The sequence below is a fragment of the Paenibacillus sp. FSL P4-0338 genome (genome assembly GCF_038002365.1).
Classification (GTDB): Bacteria; Bacillota; Bacilli; order Paenibacillales; family Paenibacillaceae; genus Paenibacillus_AQ.
This window is the reverse complement of the sequence record NZ_JBBOCG010000002.1, coordinates 1159019-1177998: the sequence shown is the minus strand read 5'-3', so window position 1 is coordinate 1177998 and position 18980 is coordinate 1159019. Positions and strand designations below refer to the sequence as shown.

Annotated in this window: 6 protein-coding genes; 1 reads left to right on the top strand and 5 read right to left on the bottom strand. The window is 45.4% G+C overall.

All coding sequences use genetic code 11. The features are described 5' to 3' along the window. Positions 1-173 precede the first annotated feature (173 nt). The 4 genes from MKZ07_RS29015 to MKZ07_RS29000 are packed head-to-tail and all read right to left on the bottom strand — an operon-like array spanning position 174 to position 15957. Positions 174-1787 carry an S-layer homology domain-containing protein gene (locus MKZ07_RS29015; RefSeq protein ID WP_036693735.1) on the bottom strand — a complete coding sequence of 538 codons (1614 nt, stop codon included), beginning with the start codon at positions 1785-1787 and terminating at the stop codon, positions 174-176. Beyond that, the gene (locus MKZ07_RS29010) at positions 1784-7474 is read right to left on the bottom strand and encodes a hypothetical protein (RefSeq protein ID WP_341028988.1); all 5691 of its coding nucleotides are present in this window, start codon (positions 7472-7474) and stop codon (positions 1784-1786) included. The genes MKZ07_RS29015 and MKZ07_RS29010 overlap by 4 nt, the downstream gene beginning before the upstream one ends. Before the next feature lie 3 nt (positions 7475-7477). Beyond that, a complete protein-coding gene (locus tag MKZ07_RS29005; RefSeq protein ID WP_341028986.1) occupies positions 7478-14296 on the bottom strand; it encodes a hypothetical protein in 6819 nt (2272 codons plus the stop codon). Between the two features lie 14 nt (positions 14297-14310). Further along, positions 14311-15957 (bottom strand): clostripain-related cysteine peptidase, encoded by a 1647-nt coding sequence (locus tag MKZ07_RS29000; RefSeq protein ID WP_341028984.1) that lies wholly within the window; start codon positions 15955-15957, stop codon positions 14311-14313. Between the two features lie 262 nt (positions 15958-16219). Here MKZ07_RS29000 and MKZ07_RS28995 point away from each other — a divergent pair, with 262 nt between their 5' ends. After that, entirely contained in the window at positions 16220-17197 is a 978-nt protein-coding gene (locus MKZ07_RS28995; protein ID WP_036693729.1) for a tRNA dihydrouridine synthase, read from the top strand. A 143-nt stretch (positions 17198-17340) separates the two neighbouring features. Here MKZ07_RS28995 and groL read toward each other — a convergent pair whose 3' ends face one another. Then, positions 17341-18975: a chaperonin GroEL gene (gene groL / locus MKZ07_RS28990; RefSeq protein WP_036693727.1), complete on the bottom strand. Its 1635-nt coding sequence runs from the start codon at positions 18973-18975 to the stop codon at positions 17341-17343. Between the last annotated feature and the right edge of the window lie 5 nt (positions 18976-18980).

Below are 18980 nucleotides of genomic sequence, written 5' to 3'. Positions count from 1 at the left end.
GAGATTTTTCTCATAGACAAAATCATATCTTGTATATTCGAGTCTAAAGGAAGGGAATAAAAGAATAATGAAAACTTTAAAGGACAAACAGAGAAAAACCGCGCAGCAGCAAGGCTTCGCGGTTTTTCTTAGATGAGATAAATATTTTGAGGCGGCTGGTATTCATTTAAATTTCAATTCAGCTCATTAAACCTTTCGAGCATAGTGGCAACCTCCGCTCTGGTTGCAAGACCAGAAGGAGTTATAGTCAAATCCGTGTTGCCCTTCATGATGCCCTTGGACACAGCCCAAGTAATGGACTCTTTGGCATAGCCTGAAATTTGATTGGCATCTTTGAAGCTCAGGCTTGAATTTTTAGCTTGAAGGCCATAACCTTTAACCTTTGCGTACCTATGCAGCATAACAGCAATTTGCTCACGGGTGATCGCATCGTTGGGAGCAAATTTCCCCTTAGCATACCCGTTAACAATGTTCTTTTGATTGGCCCAAATCACCGGCTCTGAATACCAGCGGCCACTTTGCACATCAGAGAATACACTCACAAATGTAACATCCGGTTTATTCTCCATGCGATAGAGTACAGTGGCCAGCATGGCACGGCTCATTTTCCCGGAGGGTGAGAATTCCGTTTCAGTAGTTCCCGTGAACAGTCCCTTGTTGTAAACATATCTTACAGAAGAATAGAACCAATCGTCATGTGCTATATCTGTAAAAGGAGGTTTTTTCGCAAAGGTAACCACCACAAGGGTGTCACGGCTAACCTCTGGAATAGTGTAAATGTCGTGGCCTATCCATTTCTCACCGTTGACAAAGATATATTCGGTTTCATACCCTTCATCGGGAATCATTCGGATGGTGGCAGAGGTTGTGGCGCGAATGGTTTGAACTTCAAAGCCCTCGGCAATTTTGCCGTTTCCGCCTTTCACCGAAGCTTTAACTGAATAGTAAAGATCCACTGCGGTGCTACCGGCTGTGGCATCGCCCTCCGGAGCAGCCCAACGTTTCGGACCGGTAATTTTGGAGTTCTCAAAGTCAGAAACGCCAATGCTAAGCTTTTCAATAGCCTCTGAGATTTCCGAAGCCAGCGCGTCCTTGTTATTAAAAACAGCCTCAGCTTCAGCAATCACAGCTCTCAATGTTTGCGCGGATTTGGTTGGGTACCAATAATCCGGATAATAGATGGTTTTGGGATTATCCGCAATCGTCACTGAAGCAAGCAAAGCTTTTGCAGCAACAATGTTTTCATATAACAGAGATTTTGAGGCATCTTTTACTCCATCGCCCACAATGATTTGCACAGCTTCAACCGGTTCAATATACCGGTGTGTCGCATCTTTGTTTGTTAGAATGAAGCCGCTTGAAGAAATGCTGAACGTGCCGCTGTTTTTAGCTTGAAATACAGCCGTTCCTATATTTTTCAGGATGGAATCCTCTGTTCCCTTGGCGGTCATATCCAGATAGACATAGTTGATGGCACCATCGGAAACTTTCATCGAAATGTCCTTTTCCATCTTCACACCGGTATTTTCCAGTACATAAGAATCAAACTGCAGCTTTCCCTGAAAGCCATATACCGGTGCCCTTCCGGCACCAGTATAGGCAAGACTAAGCTTAACAAGTATTTTTTCTCCGACCTTAAATGATGATTTCGAGGAACCCGAGCTGTCCGTTACGGTGATGCCCACACGATAACTAAGGTCTGCAGCATCATTTGCGCCATAGGCATATGAAGGTATAACAGCCCCTAGAAGCATGATGCACACAATGATTTTTAAGTATTTGATCATCTTTGAAGTGCCTCCATTAGGGTGAGCTGCGCATCTACAATATCAACAATGCCGTCACCGTTGGTATCAGCTCTCATCCAATTTTCTACAGAACTAAAGCCGTTGTAAACATTGTCCAAAATAGCATTCAATGTTGCCGTAACGTCGACTTTATCGATCGCACCGCTACCATCGGTATCTCCTCGCAGAAGAACAGGAGATTTCACCGTTGGTTCAAAACCAAGCTTGGCTGTTAATTGCTCGCCTGTGACAAGCTCCTTTGAAGCGCCAATATAGGCTTTCTTGAGATTGTCATATAACAGAGTTTGTTTGTTGCCTCCAATCACAACCGTTGCCTTGCCCATGTTCATTTCAGTATATATGGTGTACAACGAGAACCCTTGGGTCTGACGAACCTCATAACGGTAACCATAATCTTTTACATGAATTTTGATAACGTCTGACAGTTCTTTATAGACCGTCTTCCCGTTCTGGCCTTCAAAAGCAGACAGTCTATAACTAACCTTGATAGCCGTTTCGCCTGGGGCTAATGCTTCAAGGGTCCCGTCTTGTGACAGTCTGATGATGTTCTGATTATACAGAACGTCCCACACAACGTCTTCTGCCTTTAGAACGGTGCCCTCAACTGTGCGGAGAGCTTTAACAGACAGCGCCGTTGCCGCGCCTATGCCAAGCTCAATCGAATCAGGCTGATCCTCGGAGCCTTCCAGGTCAGAGATTAGTTTGATGCTTTCATACTCTGACAGAACACGATTCACCAGATACACTGGAACCACCGTTTCGTTACCGGCATCATCAACCGCTGTAAGCATCAGAGTTTCGTTCGGTTCCTCACCTGAGGCCTTGCGATTGACAACGAAGGTTCCGTCAGGACGGATAACAATGCCGTCTGAACTGCCGTCTAACGTTAAGCTTGCGGATGGCTCTGTTAGGCCATGGAAGCTATAGCTGGAGTCCGCACCCACAAAAACAACCTGATTGCTGACGGTGTTATCAACGTTTTCCTTATCCAGGCTGGTTTTAACATCTTCATCAAGGAGTAACACAGGCGCTTTGGTATCAACAGTAAATCCAATGGCACCTGATGAACGGCTGCCTTGGAGGGTGTCACGGTTTTCAGCAACCGCTATAAAGTCAACCAGCTGCTGGCCGTCTTCAAGATTTTCTTCAAATGACCACACCTTCTTAAATTCTAGAGGCGTGTTTTTATCTTCGGTGTTAAGGTTGAAGGTCATTTTCACGGGTCTGTCGAAGGTGTACGTCGCCTTTAATTGGTTAGTGTTTAAGTAATAAAGATCCTTTGATCTGTCAATATTTGTATCAATGCTTACAAGCTGAGGCTTATCCGTTGAAGGCATAACAAAGCTTGGCGATGATGCAAATTCGGTTGAACGGTAATATTCCGCCTGTTTAAGAGCAGACTCCACAATTCTAACCGCCTGCACTTTAACAAAATAAGTCTTGCCTTCCTCTAATAGAGGCCGGTTGGTTTGGCTTTCTAATGGTTTGAGAACGATGTCACTGCCAACTTTAAATTGACCAAAGGAATTCTCGACCTCATCCCCGTCTTCATCTTGGATCGCCACAAGATAATGTGTGGCAGTATCATCGGTTCCCGCTATATCAACCTTCACATAGCCGTCACCGCTGTAGACCGCAGACACAGATTTCGGGTTTTGCGGGAGCAATGGATTGGTAAAAGTGAAGGTTGAAGCAGTGATTTTCTTGCTCATTCCGCCTTGATGGTTCACAAGCATGGCCACCACATGATATTTCCCTTCAGGAAAGGACTCAGGAAGCGTGAATACATGAGAGCCTGATTCAATTTCATCTAACTCCAGGTTGCCAATACTAATTAATGATGAAGTATCTTGAATGTTAGAGGATTCGATGGTTTTCATGACGGACGGGTCCTTCGTGACATAGACATTAAGTGCACCCGAATATTGGCCCTGCTTGTCCGTTGTCCAGGAAACGTTAATATCACGGCTTGTATTTGTGCTAGTAGAAGCACTAACTCCTGTCAGCTCAGGCATATAGTCAACACTGTTTACTGCAAAGTTGTCTATATAGACATCAGGTGTTGAAACTGAAACGGACCAGTTGCCCCCAACAATCAGAGAGGGATCAGTGACTGAAATGTACAAATAATTCGTGCCGTCTAAAGATTGAACAAGATAGTTTCCGTTGCCCTTGTTGTCGTCTTCAATCATGGTCAATCTTTTTCCATTTGGATTGGTGACAATGATTTCAGATGCAGACGGCTGGATTAAACCCCGAAGTGGAATTTCAAAGAGAAGTGCATCCTTTGTTGCCGGGTTAATCTCTTTGGTAACCCCATTCCCGGCCCTTGTCTTAGCGACGGCCTCCGTACTCAGTCTTCTCATATTCGTTCCATAGATCGTGGTGGTTGGCACAAGGTTGCCGCTCTCGTCCAGCGCTTCCGAGTGGACATAGTGAACGGCGTCTCCTCTTGAAGAGAGGTCGATGGACCCGCCAAAGCTTAGGTCACCGTTCCAATAATAGATGAAGCCAAGCTTCACCCCAATGACCTTAAAGTTTGCACCCACAAAGTCCGATGAGACGGCTGCCTCAACGCCTGCGATCTCCTTGCCCCCGAGCAGCGGGATGGAGTCTGGAATGAACAGCCCTGCGTACACATAACCATAGAAATAATCTTCCGTAATTTTAATCGTGATCCCGCCACGAATGGCTCCGGCATGAATACTGATACTGCCGAAGGCATTAAGCTGAAACGGCGAGATCCATTGAACATTCATTCCCGCTTGAATATTAAGCAGCCTTCCCTCTTCGTCTTTCTCCAAGTGGCCGCTGCCTTCTATGGCGAGACCGGATAGCTTCGCATCCAGCTTAAAGTCACCTACAATAATGGCATTAATTAATAGCCTCGTCTGAAGATGGATGGTAAGGGGTGGAAGCTCGCCTGCCGGTTCTCCGGCAACGGTGTCAGCAAGGTTTGAGATTCCTCCGCCAAGGCCTGTGATAAATACATAAGGTGCAACCACAGGAACCTTCATTGTGGATGGCGCTAAAAAGAAGGTGAGCTTGTCCAGCATCATTTTGGGCACGGAGTTAATAGGAACCTTTTTGAGGGCCAATGACCCTTCTACTTCGAGCATGGTAACAGATACACCGGCATCAATACTATAAATATCTTCAATGGTGTTAATGGTTATATCCGCTTTAACACCGGCTTCGTTTCCTACTAACGGGCCTAATATATCTTTGGGCAGAGCTACTGAGAGTGTTGTGTTAATGCCAACAAAACCAATCTCGCTGTCTTTACTTCCATAGAGAACATCTTGAACGTCCGCTGTGAGCGAGCCTTTATAATCATAATGCTCCTCACCCTTGGATGAGTCAGCAGCTTTTAAAGGCATTGAAATTCTACCGCCAAAGCTAATTCCGAAATCATCATCTTCCTGGGTCATAACACCGTACTTAATATTGATCAAAAAACCTGCAATATTTTGCAGCATATAACCGGCATCGCCGAGCTGAAGTTCAAAGGCTTGAGCCCTCTTCTCGGCAACAGCCTCCCGGTTCAGCGTATATTTGGTTCCATTGCTGGCTTCAAAATGCCACTTATTATGCCAAATATTAATCGAGTTGATCACTTTGACGGTACCGTCGCCTTCCAGCTTGGCCCCCTTGCTGTCAACGGTCATCTTCAAGGCTTCGGTGCTGTCATAGGTCAAGATGCTGTTGATGGTAATGTCGCCATCGGCCGGGCTGGCAGAGTAATATTTTTCTGTACCCGTATCCATAAGTCTGATTTTTCCGCGAAGGGTCAACAAAATTTCTGTTTCGTCTTCTTTAAAGACTATTCCTTTGTGAAGAATGCCGTCTTTGCTCACGCCGCCGGCTATGAATTTCTTCATTACATCTTCGTTTGTAAAACTAATATAGTCATATAACTGTCTGTGGTTCGCAGCGTCTGTGAACCGGACTAGCGAAACAATGCCGTAGCTTGCACTTTTATCCGCTAAATGATCGGTAACGTCCACTGTAGTGGCTGCTTTAATTTTGGTACCGAAGGCATCGATCAGCTGTTGATTTGTAAATCTGAATTCAATGTCATACTTTCCAACCGCTAACGTCTGATTCGTTGAGAACGCAAGCGTTTGGCCTTCATCAATAAAGCTTATTTTTCTTTTGTCAATCAGAGCAGCCTCACCGCTTGAGGATGAAACAAGGTACAGACTCCATCCGTCACTTCCCGAAAGAGCCCCTGACAACACCTTCATATCGCCAGAAACGGTAAGGTTTTTGTCACCTTCATAATAAACGGCCGCCGGGAAAACATGCTTCATTGAAACCTCCGGGAGCTTTCCTTCCACTGCAGGAATCAAAATGTTTGTGTTGGCACTATAGTCAACCACTTTATTGGTCTTAGCATCAATAATTTCTGTGGCGTTTAGCGAAACGACCAGACGTTTTGATGTGATCATGGACTGTGTCTCTGCAATAATGTCTACATCCGGAATATTAAACACCGTTCCAATGTTAAGACCGCCCGAAATCTTCACTGTGTATTCCCGTGTCTTCGTGGCTGCAAACACAAGCCCCTCTTCGAGGCTAAGCTTCACAATGGGTTCTATAAGTTCCTTTGCTCCTGAGACACTATTGTCGATGGTTACATTTGCTTTAAAAACACCATTGTTTTCATACCCTTTTTTGTCGTTAGCTAAGTATACATTTTCGGTTTGAATCCCTATGGATACATGCTCCTTTTGGGTTTGTTCAGCAAAGCTGCCGATCCCATAGAGCATTTCAGAAATTCTGACTTGACCCGGCTCAATGGCTTTTTCATTCCAATAATAGGCCGTTGCAGTGTCGGGAACTAAGTATTGGTTAGAATAATTAGTAAAGTCCACACTAGGGTTTGGTGTATACTCGTATCTGGTGTTTGCAAGATTAATCCAGTGTCCTACAATCACCTTATCAACATTCACATCCTTGTTGCCGCTCCAGCCGGACAAGAGAGCATAAGCCGTCTTGTTCGAGGCCGACAGAGAATCAACATATCTGATTTGCTGCGGAAGATTGTCACCGCTATATTCGGTTTCAACGATTGTCGGTTGCGACGGGTCAACTAACACATAAGGTGCGTCAATCTCTGAACCCAGCGCGTTGTCCAGCAGAAGCCGAATCCCCACCGTTCCGGCCGTGGCATTATTATTTTTCACATCATATGAAATACCAATGTTACCCGTCCTTGAATTGTTAGGGTCGATTGAAATGGACACCTTTTGTGTAATGGTATAGCCCTTAATGTCCCATGCAATGGTTAAAAGCCTATTTTGCTCAGAAACGACAGGTTCATGAAGCTTGGTATCAATTCCAAACCAGCCATATTCCTGACCGAAAATAAAATCCTTTCCGTCGATACGGACGGTTGTGAAGGATGTTCCGTTGCTCCTGGCCGCATCTTCCTTATACAGAAGCGGAAGGTTGTTATCAAACGCTTTTTGCGGATGACCGTCAATGGTTTCGATGGAGAAGCCGCCCGTTTTTGAATTAATTGAATATTTCATAAATTCGTTCGCAATGGAATAATCCGCATTACTGGCGTCAGCATGAACAGGGAAACTTGCAAACGTGAAAAGCATGGATAGAATCATAGCTGCAGCTATGCTGCGTTTCATTGTTCTATAGAACGTCATTGCCTATTTCCCTCCTTGATTTGAGACATATACATGAATGTTGAAATAGTCGCGTTTATCCGTTTGGATATATACGGTATACCAACCATTCGTAACATTATCGAGAGTATACACTCCGCTTTTCTCCCGCAGGACCGTTCCTTTTGTTTTCATCTGACCTTGGGTTAAGACACCTTTTTCATAACGTGCATACGAGATCCCGGAGAAATTCTTCAATGAAATTTCAACCTTGTTTCCTAGAACGGACACAGCATTGGAACTGTTTGGCATAACGCCGTTCACAAGGGCTATGGTGTCATAAAGACCCACAAGGCGAACGGTCCGGCGAAGGGTAGTTTGATTCCCTGCATCATCTCTTACGGTATAGTCGATATAGTACGGGTTCGAGCGAACAAATTCATTGGCTGAGATGTTGTCAGGGTTAAACACCCGCCCGCCGGCTCCATAGCTTATAGTGACCCGCTTCGTCAAGTCGACCTTCTTACCCGCAACCATGTCCCATGCTTCGAAGTCCAGAAGCTTGGACTTGTCATAGGCAATGGAGGCATCTTTTTTAGGCGTCATGCCTTCGATGAAGATTAGCTCTTCCCCATTTTTAAGTTTTAGCACAGGGGGTGTTTTGTCGATTAGACCAATGTCAACACCATACGAGGTATAGGTCCCTGTTCTTCCTTCAAGGTTAAAATTGTAAAGTCCATTGTCGCTATAGTTCATTGACTTCTCTTGTTTCCACGGATCGTTCCCGCCCACGAATTTAGCATCTTTATCCGTGATTACCGTGACATTCACATTCTGGTTCGTTGCCGGGTTCTTGTCGGTTCCCACAACGTATCCTTCTTCTTGTCCAGAGGTGTCAACACCAACAACAATCTTGTTTTGATGATCCTTTTCCACCCACTCGCCACTTTGGTTCTGTTCGAGATATTTGTATGTCCAGCGAACCTCTTTAACTCTTGGACCGCCCACTTCAATTCCTTCAACCGTTACCAGAATTTTTTGCGTGATGCCTGTTTGGTCCCTGACTTGAAAGACGTGCTCCCCGTTAGTTTTAACGTTGATCACTGCCTCTTTATAGGACAGGGCATCGCCGGCTTCGTCCTTCACTTCAGTCAGAAGTGCATGTTCATATCCACGATAAGAAACGGTAAGGTCTGTTAGTTTTCTTAGAATGTCGAGCGGAACGCCGTCACTGTCACGGATTTGGTCAAAGGTCACATTCACGCTCAGCTTATCTTCAGCTAATGTGGCAGTGGCTTTGATTTGCGGCGGTGTGGACACAATATTGGATACGGTTATCACTTCCTGGCCTTCATTGCCATAGTCGTCAACAAAGAACATGGACACTGTACCATTTTTTCTAAAGCGGACAGCTTTGGTGCCGGGGATATGTACGATATCGCCCGCAGTTAGGCTTCCGGCAGGCTCCACACCGGTGACTGTAATCGTTTTGAACTCCTTGCTGAACTGAGTCAGCTCCACATTCACGCTTTGTGCAGTAACGGTGGTGGGAGGTGTGCTGTACGTTTTTGCAATTGCAGTTGGCACTACTTTGTTAATGTTCGAGACAGTAATCGGAGTCGTCCAACGGTTTCCAGCGTAGTCATAGGCTGTCACATTATAAATTCCTGAGCTGTCCAGCTCTACGACATATTCATTCTCAAGCGGCTCCCCTTTGAACGGATACACCACATTGCCCTTCTTCACCTCTGCAAAAGCGATTTCACCTGAATCATCCGTTAAAGTGATCGTTGCAAAGATATTTTGGTTCGTCTTGGACATGTTAGATAACACATAGGATGTTTGGCCAATGGTATTGTCGAAATGGTTATAGCTAACCGTTTGAGAACCTGTGTTGCCCGATTGATCTCTAAACTCAAAGGTGAATGTGTGATTATCCTCCGTTAGCGTCCTTGAGAAGGCTGCGTTGTTGTTTGTCATCGAAAGCGTTTTTCCGCCTCCGGTAAACTTGAGCGTGGCCATAACCCTTCTATAGGCTTTTCCTTCTTGGATTGGAACCCAGTTCCCAAGATAGTTCTCATAGCTGTATTCAACGGTGTAGTGTGTGTCTTGCGTGATTGGCGTTTTATCAATGTTTGAAACGGTGACCGGCACGATTGTTACTATTCCGGCTTTGTTTGTCACTTTGAAATATACCGTTGCATTCTGCTCGAAGGTTTCGGTATGCGAAACAATCGATTCAATGGGGCTAAAGCTTATGCCGTCATACGAACGTTCAAGTTTTAGAATTCCGCTTTCCGGGTCATATACAGAAAGTGTTGCGGTAACATTTTGGTTGGTTGGCTCCGTGGTCGAATAGACCACCTGTGTAACAGGTGCAGTTTCGTCAACCGTTGCAATGGCAGCATACTCCGCTTCCATCCGGTCAGCTTCCATACCTTCTGCCGTATAGGCCTCGAAATAAGCTGATTTTGTTGTTTTGCCGTCTCTTAGCACTTCAAATACAAGCTTAGAATAAGCTGTTCTTCCTTCAACTTCTGTAAACGATGGGTCAGGAACACTTAGCTCGGTATTTAGTTCTAACCCGGATAACACTGCATGTTCAACAAAGAAATATTGTCCGGCATACTTTGGATTCGGAACTACAATATAATACAGCTTGTCGCCCTGGTTAAAGGATATGAACCCGCCGTTTTGAATCGTTTGACCATTTTTCTCTACATAACCTGTAGTATCAAAGCCTGTAACAAATTCAACCTCAGGTGTAAATTCCAGAACACTGTCTCTTCCAACCTCGTCCTGAATGTAAAGGCTGATTTTATTATTGTTTTGGATAACAACCTCATAATCCATTACATAGTTAGCGGAGGTTGTTAAAAGTCCTGTATACAGAAGGTTCGACCTGGCCATATCACCCACAACATCGCCCTCTACAGGTGCGTTTGGCATTACGGTTACTGGAACGTTAAAATAAACGCTGACCGTTGCGGTGGTTTTTGTAGTTCTAGGGTTTGCGCTGACACTTACAATGGCTGCCCCTGCGTCAACTAGGTCCAGTTTTGCGTCAGTGAACACTTTTTCAGTCACATTTCCTGCGGTGTCGGCGGCTTTGACCCCAATGGCATAGCTTCCGCTAAGCCCCTTCAGGTCAATGGTGTAGGTTTTCTGTTTGTTGCCTTCGCCATTAATGATGACCGGACTGCTTTGCATATCCACGGATGGGCTTGATTGAAACAGCGCATAGTCCGCTTCGGTTAGAATAGGGTTTGCTGCCGGATCTTGAATAAGTGCGAAGGAGACGGTTGTGTCATTCTTGTCTGAGACATCAACTGTAATCACACCATCTTGTCTTGCTCCTTTGGTCACGGTGTCACTTGAAGCAAGCGCAGATGGAGCTGCCCGGTCAATGTTAGATACGGAAATAGGAACTAGAACACGATTGCCAAGCTCGTCAGACAAGATCAGATTTGTGGTTATATTTTCGCTTACCGTTACTGTGAATGCACCGTCTGTATAGGGAGAAACCGTGATTTTGTCAGCATCCTCGGGTGCAACGGTCAGTTTGCTAATCCCTGTACCCGCATCACTTGCGATTATTGTTGCTGTCACTGATGCGTTGGTTGGCTGTATGGTGCTATAGTCCGGCAATTCAAAGGCTGGTGCCTGGCTATCATACAGAATGGTGAGCGGTCTTGCTTCTGTTAAAAACTCCGGTCTGTCGTCAGCAGGAGCATTGATGAGGCCAAACTGGAAATAGATGGTGTTGACGCCTTCTTGAAGCGGAACCGGTGTGTCGAGTGTAAATGCATAATTCCCGCCCGAATTGCTGCTCGCTGTAAACGCAGGAACTAAAGCACCGTTATCTGTTGGCATGCCGTCCGTTGTCGCATAATATACCGGGTTTTGATATTTCGTTGCGCTATCAGAAGTCCACGATGCATGTGGCTCATTCAACACAGCATTGATACTATAGGTTCCATCCGTGGTTGTACCCATTCCGTTTACAATCTTTGCTCCCGCAAAGTTTAAGGTATCCATTACCGCAGGCTCTGACCTCATCCCAAAGTACGGGGACACCTTTTTACTTTCTCTGCCATGCGGGTCTTTGGCCACAACAACAATGCTGTACGCACCTGATGGAAGTCCGGTCAGGGTCAAGGTTTGATTAACCTGCGCTATGTTGTCACTGCCAAGTGTCAGTGTCAGCGGATAGTTGGGCATATCTTCAATTCTCATCTCTGAATCCGGCTTGGATACATAGTAATATGCACTGGCAATTCCACTGCGGTCTGCCACTTTCACGTTAATTTGATGGGATGATTTGAAATGATCGTGCTGACTTCCTACGGTAAATTTAATCTCCGGGGGATAGGCGTCATACGTGTATTCTTGTGAGAATTCAGCAGTATTACCAGACTGTTTATTTTTCACCCGATATTCAAGGATATATTTCCCGTCCATCAGCACTTTGGTTCCGCTAAGATTCGTTTTTTCAGCTGCACCAACAGCATCGCTTGATTCGTACACTTTAAATTTTTGTGTAAAGCTGTTGTCATTGCCAGGATCAGAAATCCACCGGTAACTCGTTTCAAGGTTTGGATTGCTTACGTCAAAGCTAATGTCAAAATACGGCTTTGGCAGACTGGAATCCTCCGTATGGAGGGTGTCGGCAACATTTCCATTGAACATACTCACAGGCTTTTTATAGTAACTGGAGGCTTGCTCGTTTCTAGAATCGTTTCCAAGTGAGTCTACGGTGAAATAATAGAGAGTTCCCTCAAAGTTGTCCCCTTTGGGAATGGATAGAATGGCAGTGGTGCTGTCACCTTCTGAGTCTACGAATGCCCATGTGCCTTGAGTTGAAGCAATTTCTGCGGAGGCAGGTTTAATCTGATTGATTGGCGTGTCAGGCGGCGCCGCATTCCCGTTCATAAAGGTATAATAAGTTCTTGACCAGCCGTTATTGCTTTGCTCAAGGTCATTCATTTCAAAGCTATAGTCATTTCTTTTGCGGAGCTGTGCATCTTGGGGATGTACCGTTTCGTTTACGGTCACCCGCGGAGCCTGGTTATCGATTAGGATATTCTCAATTTCTGCATATCCGGCCTCTCCGCCAAGCGTATTGTCGGCTTGATCCCATCCATACAGCCGAAGCTTGAATTCACCCTCCACCCGATCGATTGGACTTAGCTTTAGGCTAACGCCATTAATAACCTGCGTGTTAATAGGTGCGGTAACTCTTGCTCTGTTTCCTGTACCGTCAAAGTTTGTGATTCGGGTCATAGCCGGCTCATAGGAATCACCGGTTTTCTTGTACAGCTCATAATTAAAATAGTTTTGATTCGACTCGCTGTGGGCGACATTTCCTTCTGGATAGAGGGTTTCGCTGGCAACCATATAGAATTCATGCAGCTTTTTGATGTTGCCTTGAATGGAATCTGCCCCCACCAGGTCATTTCCAGTTTGGTCAGTCACTCTTACCGTTGGGGTTTTGGTGTCCACTTTGTGAGTTGAGAAATAAAAGCTTTGTGATGACGGTGACTCTGGAGTTGGATTCTCTAAATAATAGGCCTGCGCCTGGCCTTTTTTCGTTAGATGGGTAGATACGTTGTCAAGCTGAAGCCTTATACCCTCGCTTTCCACTGCGCTAACATCCAGCGGGACTTGTCCATTGAACTGAAGCTTGCCGTTTGGTTTGCCATCATCGCCCTCCAGTTTGGTCATGGTTAGGTTGGCAAGCGGTGTTGTCGTGTTGTTCCCAATATATAACGAAGGCGTGGCTTGGAAGTTGGTGATCAGCTCCGTTTTAATTTCTTGCGTCATAGTTTTTTTATGAATGGACACCGCTTCAACCGTGATATTAACATCTGTGAATTTACGGTTGAGATACAGATTGTCCTGGCTCGGTGAATAGGTAACCGTTTGAGTGATATCTGGGTTGCCGAGGTTATATATGCTACGATAGAACGTATACGTTACATCTTTATAATAGTAGTCCGCTTGCCCTATCTTTGTTGTCAAATAGGTATTAACCGCGGGCTCTCCTGAGCTTGTATGGGCAAAGGTCCCCCCGAGACTCTCAGCATTGGTAGACTGGGCAAGCAGCGCCACTCTATAGGTTAGAGAAATCTCTGCTTTGTCCTTGGCAACCATCTGATCGTGAAGCTTCTTGCGGTCAATATTGAGCTCAAACGTTTTTGTTTTTGTCGGCTCCTGGAATGTTAACCAATCCCTGCCTACAGCGTCGTCCGAAACAGTATAGCTGACTACAGGAGCATCCTCATATTGCATAATGTCATAGTGACCATATTGATCTCTGACATAGTTGTCCCACTCTGCACGTTCAGAGCCTGACGAATTCGCATCCAGATAGAACTCTCCTCCATGCTTATCAACGTCACCCATATCTGTGAATTTTCTTTTGGTTACGTCCGAGATATCACGATACAGTCTGCCCTGGTCTTTTGTCCATGAGTATATTGGAATGGTCTTCGTCTGTGTTGGATTTATGTTTCCCCCAATTTGAGGAAGCCACAGAACCACCGACTCACCGTACCAGTCATCACTGCCTACCAGCCAAAAAACGAGCTCGTTCATTCTCCACGGTGGAGTATTTTGCAATTTAAATGTATGTTGTGTATCAGACCAAGCGGCAGCGCCGCCAAAATTTGTTGCTTGATCAGAGTTTATTCCAGATTCATATGTACTTACGCCCATATAAATATCATCACCGGTTCCGCCGTTATCGTTGCCTCCTGTTTTCACACCAAACACATACGTGTACTCTGTTGCTACATTCGCATACACAGGCGCTAATGATAGTAAAAGCGAGAATACCAGCATCAAACTTATTATCTTCTTCATAAAATACCTCCTCGTTAGAAAATAGTTTCTATGTATTTTGAGCTAAGACCAAGGGCTTGTAGCTCTTGTTTCATTTGATGTGTGAGTTCAATTTTTTTGTTAGGGACATATACTGCTACGCCGCCCCGATGGTTATAGCCTGCTGAATTTCTTACTTCGAAGGCAAGCGCTTGGGCGGCAGCAGTGACTTCTGATGATTGGCCCATGATCTCTATAAGATCATATTGATCGAATATCCCGTCGTTTTTGCCTAATAGCTCTGAGCGGTTTGCAAGCTCTGTTAGGGAAAGATCAAATTCTGCATGTTCTATAGCCTTAACCAAGGATTCCGCCTGAGACAGCTTCAACATTGATAGGGTGGTTTGCATCTTAGCTTCCATCCCTGAATGAAGGGTAAAGGAATCTAAAATTAAACGCCCTACTCTTTCAGTGCTGATCTGTGGATTTCGCTCTAGCGCACCTATCCATGTGGTATAATACAAGCCTGCTGCGGGGGTTGAATCTTCAGAAGCTATGAGATATTTGCTCTGATTTCTAAGCGCATAGGCAGTTTCAACTGTGCCCATAAGACAGGCATCAAAGACGATTAAGTCGAAATACATATCTGATGAACCGATCGCTTGGGAAAGCTCCGAGACCTTCATCGTTTTTCTTTCATTTAACTCGTCTGCACCAAATCCGCCCATTGTTCCATACCCGTGGTCCCATAGAATCAGGATATAACGCTCACTTGGTGCAACGGTTTTGCCCCATACAAGAAAATCCTTTAGTGTTTTAGGGTCTGATGCGGCGGTTTGGATGTGGCTGTCGTGCTTTTGCAGCTGTCCACGACTAACTTCAAAGCGTTCGGATGCTCCATCGGTCATATATTTGTTGTGATAGTTGAGCGTTCCGCCTGTTTGCAGCAGGATTTTCGTATTTTGGTTGGGTTGACCCCGCAAAATTTCTTCCAGGTCATCGGTTAGCCGGCCTTGCTGTGATTCAAGGTCAGAACCCACTGCATATATTAAAATCGTCGTTGAATCCAGATTTTTATCCTGCTCCCAAAGTGACCTGGCCTCGTTTAAAGCTTGTGTGGTGAACACATTTGTTGCACTAAGGGTTTGACCTAGCGTTGCAAGTTGGTTTTGGGGTCTTGTGTTTAGAACATAACTGCTTATTTTTGCAAGCGTTCCCCGATTGAATTCGCGTTCTTGGGTAAGGTCTATTCCTAGAACTATTGAGGCGAAAGAAACCGCGGTTCCATAGGTAAAGTCGCCCTTTGTTTCTGAATATCCCAACACCCTTAAAATCATTGAACAATATTGGTTAAGCGAGATAGGCCGGTTACCGCCAAAACGAAACTCATCCATTCCATTAACTACACCCTTGGTATAGGCATATGACACGTAGCGGCTTTCCCACCCTGTATCAGTAAATGGACTGTTGTAGGTGCTTTTCAGGACCTCTTTCTCCTTCCCCCACAGACGCAGCATCATTACAAGGGCTTCTGCTCTGGTAGGCACCCGCAACAGCTCATATCCATTCTCCGTTCCACTGAACAATCCCAAGTGGTTAAGCGCTTCTGCATAGCTGGAGCTTTGTGCCGCTGCTGCTGATGATGATGGAGTTATTGCAAGAAAAAAGACTAAAAAAATGATAAAACCTCTGATTTTTGTCATCAAGTTCCGGCCTTTCAATTGATTAATCCTATTAAGCTACTACTCTAACATGGCAGATTAACCCCTGTGTGAAAGTTAAAGAAATCTTTAAGTTCGCGCTTGCCGCTCCCTTCTGGCCAACAGCAAAAAGAGCCAGATCTCCAGGAGATCAGACTTTTACGGATACCTAATTTATTCACAGCCCCTAACAAAATGTGTTAGTCTATGTATGATGGGTAAAAGGCTTTGCTATTGATTATATGTTGCAACAGGAGAAGATAATATGAGTAACGAACCAAACTTTTGGCTGGATTTACCGAAACCGTTTTTTATATTAGCTCCAATGGAAGACGTCACAGATATTGTATTTCGTCACGTCATTAGTGAAGCTGCAAAACCTGACGTATTTTTCACAGAATTCACAAGTGCAGAACATTATTGTCATCCTGTTGGAAAAGAAAATGTAGGTGGCCGGTTAATGTTCACAGCTGATGAGCAACCGATTGTCGCTCATATTTGGGGCAATAAACCTGCACTTTTTGAACAGATGAGTATTGATATGAAAAAACTTGGTTTTCGTGGTATCGATATAAACATGGGATGCCCAGCACAAAACGCCGCAGCCAGTGGAAAAGGGGCTGGATTAATACGCCATCCTGAAGTTGCAGCAGAAATTATTCAAGCAGCAAAAGCAGGTGGATTGCCGGTTAGTGTTAAAACAAGATTAGGTTACTCTAAAATTGATGAGTGGCGCGATTGGTTAGGACATATATTGAAACAAGATATTGCGAATCTTTCCATTCACCTTCGTACCAAAAAAGAGAAGAGTAAAGTAGCTGCACATTGGGAACTAATTCCTGAAATAAAAAAATTGCGTGATGAAATTGCCCCAAATACGTTGTTAACCATTAATGGAGATATTCCGGACCGCGCAACAGGATTAAAAATAGTTGAACAATACGGCGTTGATGGTATCATGATTGGCCGCGGCATTTTCACTAATCCATTTGCTTTTGAGAAAGACTCTAAAGAACATAGCGCGAAGGATTTTCTCAATTTACTTCTTTTACAGTTGGATCTTCACGATAAATATTCGACAGAAACCTTGCCACGTTCATTTAGACCACTTCTTCGCTATTTCAAAATCTATGTTCGTGGATTTAGAGGCGCAGGCGAACTAAGAGACCAATTAATGGAAACCACTTCAACAGACGAAGTGCGTCGTTTAGTAAAACCTCTTTTAGATCAAGAATTAGATTGAAGAATATTAAAGTCTAAAGCTATGAAAAAGAGACTTCCCACAAGTTCAATGAACTCATAGGAAGCCTCTTATTTTTGCATCATGTGGTCAAACGGTGTTTCCTTCTCAGGAAACCCTTGATGCATAAGGGTTTGTAACCCTTATTACATCATTCCGCCCATACCGCCCATGCCGCCCATATCAGGCATTCCGCCACCAGCACCGGCTGGTTCTGGCTTGTCAGCGATAACCGCTTCGGTAGTCAGGAACATAGCAGCTACGGAAGCTGCGTTCTGCAGCGCGTAACGGGTTACCTTGGCAGGGTCAACGATCCCTGCTTCGAACATGTTTACCCACTCATCGGTAGCAGCGTTGTAGCCGATGCCGATGTCTTCTTTTTTCAGGCGGTCCACGATAACGGAACCTTCCTGGCCTGCGTTAGCAGCGATCGTACGAACAGGCTCTTCCAGTGCGCGCAGCACAAGGTTAACGCCAGTTCTTTCGTCGCCTTCAGCTACAACAGCAGCTACAGCAGCATATACGTTCACAAGAGCTGTACCCCCACCGGATACGATACCTTCTTCAACCGCAGCGCGGGTTGCGTTCAGGGCATCTTCGATGCGGAGCTTGCGCTCTTTCAGTTCAGTTTCAGTAGCAGCACCGACTTTGACAACGGCTACGCCGCCAGCCAATTTCGCCAGACGCTCCTGCAGTTTTTCTTTGTCAAATTCGGAAGTCGTTTCTTCCAGCTGGGAACGGATTTGGCTAACACGTGCATTGATGTCCGCCTTGTCGCCGCTTCCGTCTACAATTGTAGTGTTTTCTTTGGTTACGCGCACTTGACGGGCGTTACCCAGTTGCTCGATGGAAGTGCTTTTCAGATCAAGTCCAAGTTTCTCAGTGATCACTTGTCCGCCTGTCAGAGCAGCGATATCCTGCAGCATAGCTTCACGGCGGTCGCCGAAGCCAGGAGCCTTAACCGCTACAGCATTGAATGTTCCGCGCAGCTTGTTCACGATCAGCATCGCCTGAGCTTCGCCTTCGATGTCTTCAGCGATGATTACCAGCGGACGCGCCTGTTGAACGATCTTCTCCAAGAGCGGAAGAATTTCTTGAGTGCTGCTGATCTTCTTGTCAGTGATCAGGATGTACGGGTTCTCCAGAACGGCTTCCATCTTGTCCGTATCTGTGATCATGTACGGGGAAATGTAACCACGGTCGAACTGCATACCTTCAACCACTTCAAGCTCAGTCAGGAATCCACGGGATTCTTCAACGGTGATAACGCCGTCTTTGCCCACTTTTTCCATAGCTTCAGCAATCAGTTGGCCCACTTCTTCGTCAGCAGCGGAGATTGCAGCTACTTGTGCGATCGCTTGGGAATCCACAATCGGTTTAGCGATATTCTGCAGTTCAGCAACAGCAGCCTTCACTGCTTTGTCGATCCCTTTACGCATAACCATCGGGTTAGCGCCTGCAGTTACGTTCTTCAGACCTTCGCGGATCATAGCCTGAGCCAGAACCGTTGCAGTTGTAGTACCGTCACCGGCTACATCGTTAGTCTTGGTAGCTACTTCTTTAACGAGCTGTGCGCCCATGTTCTCGAAAGCATCTTCCAGTTCGATTTCTTTGGCGATGGTTACACCGTCATTCGTGATTAGCGGGCTGCCGAATTTCTTCTCCAGCACCACGTTGCGGCCTTTAGGACCCAGTGTAACTTTTACTGCATTTGCCAAAGCGTCAACCCCGCGCAGCATTGCACGGCGAGCATCTTCACTGAACTTAATTTCTTTTGCCATTGTAT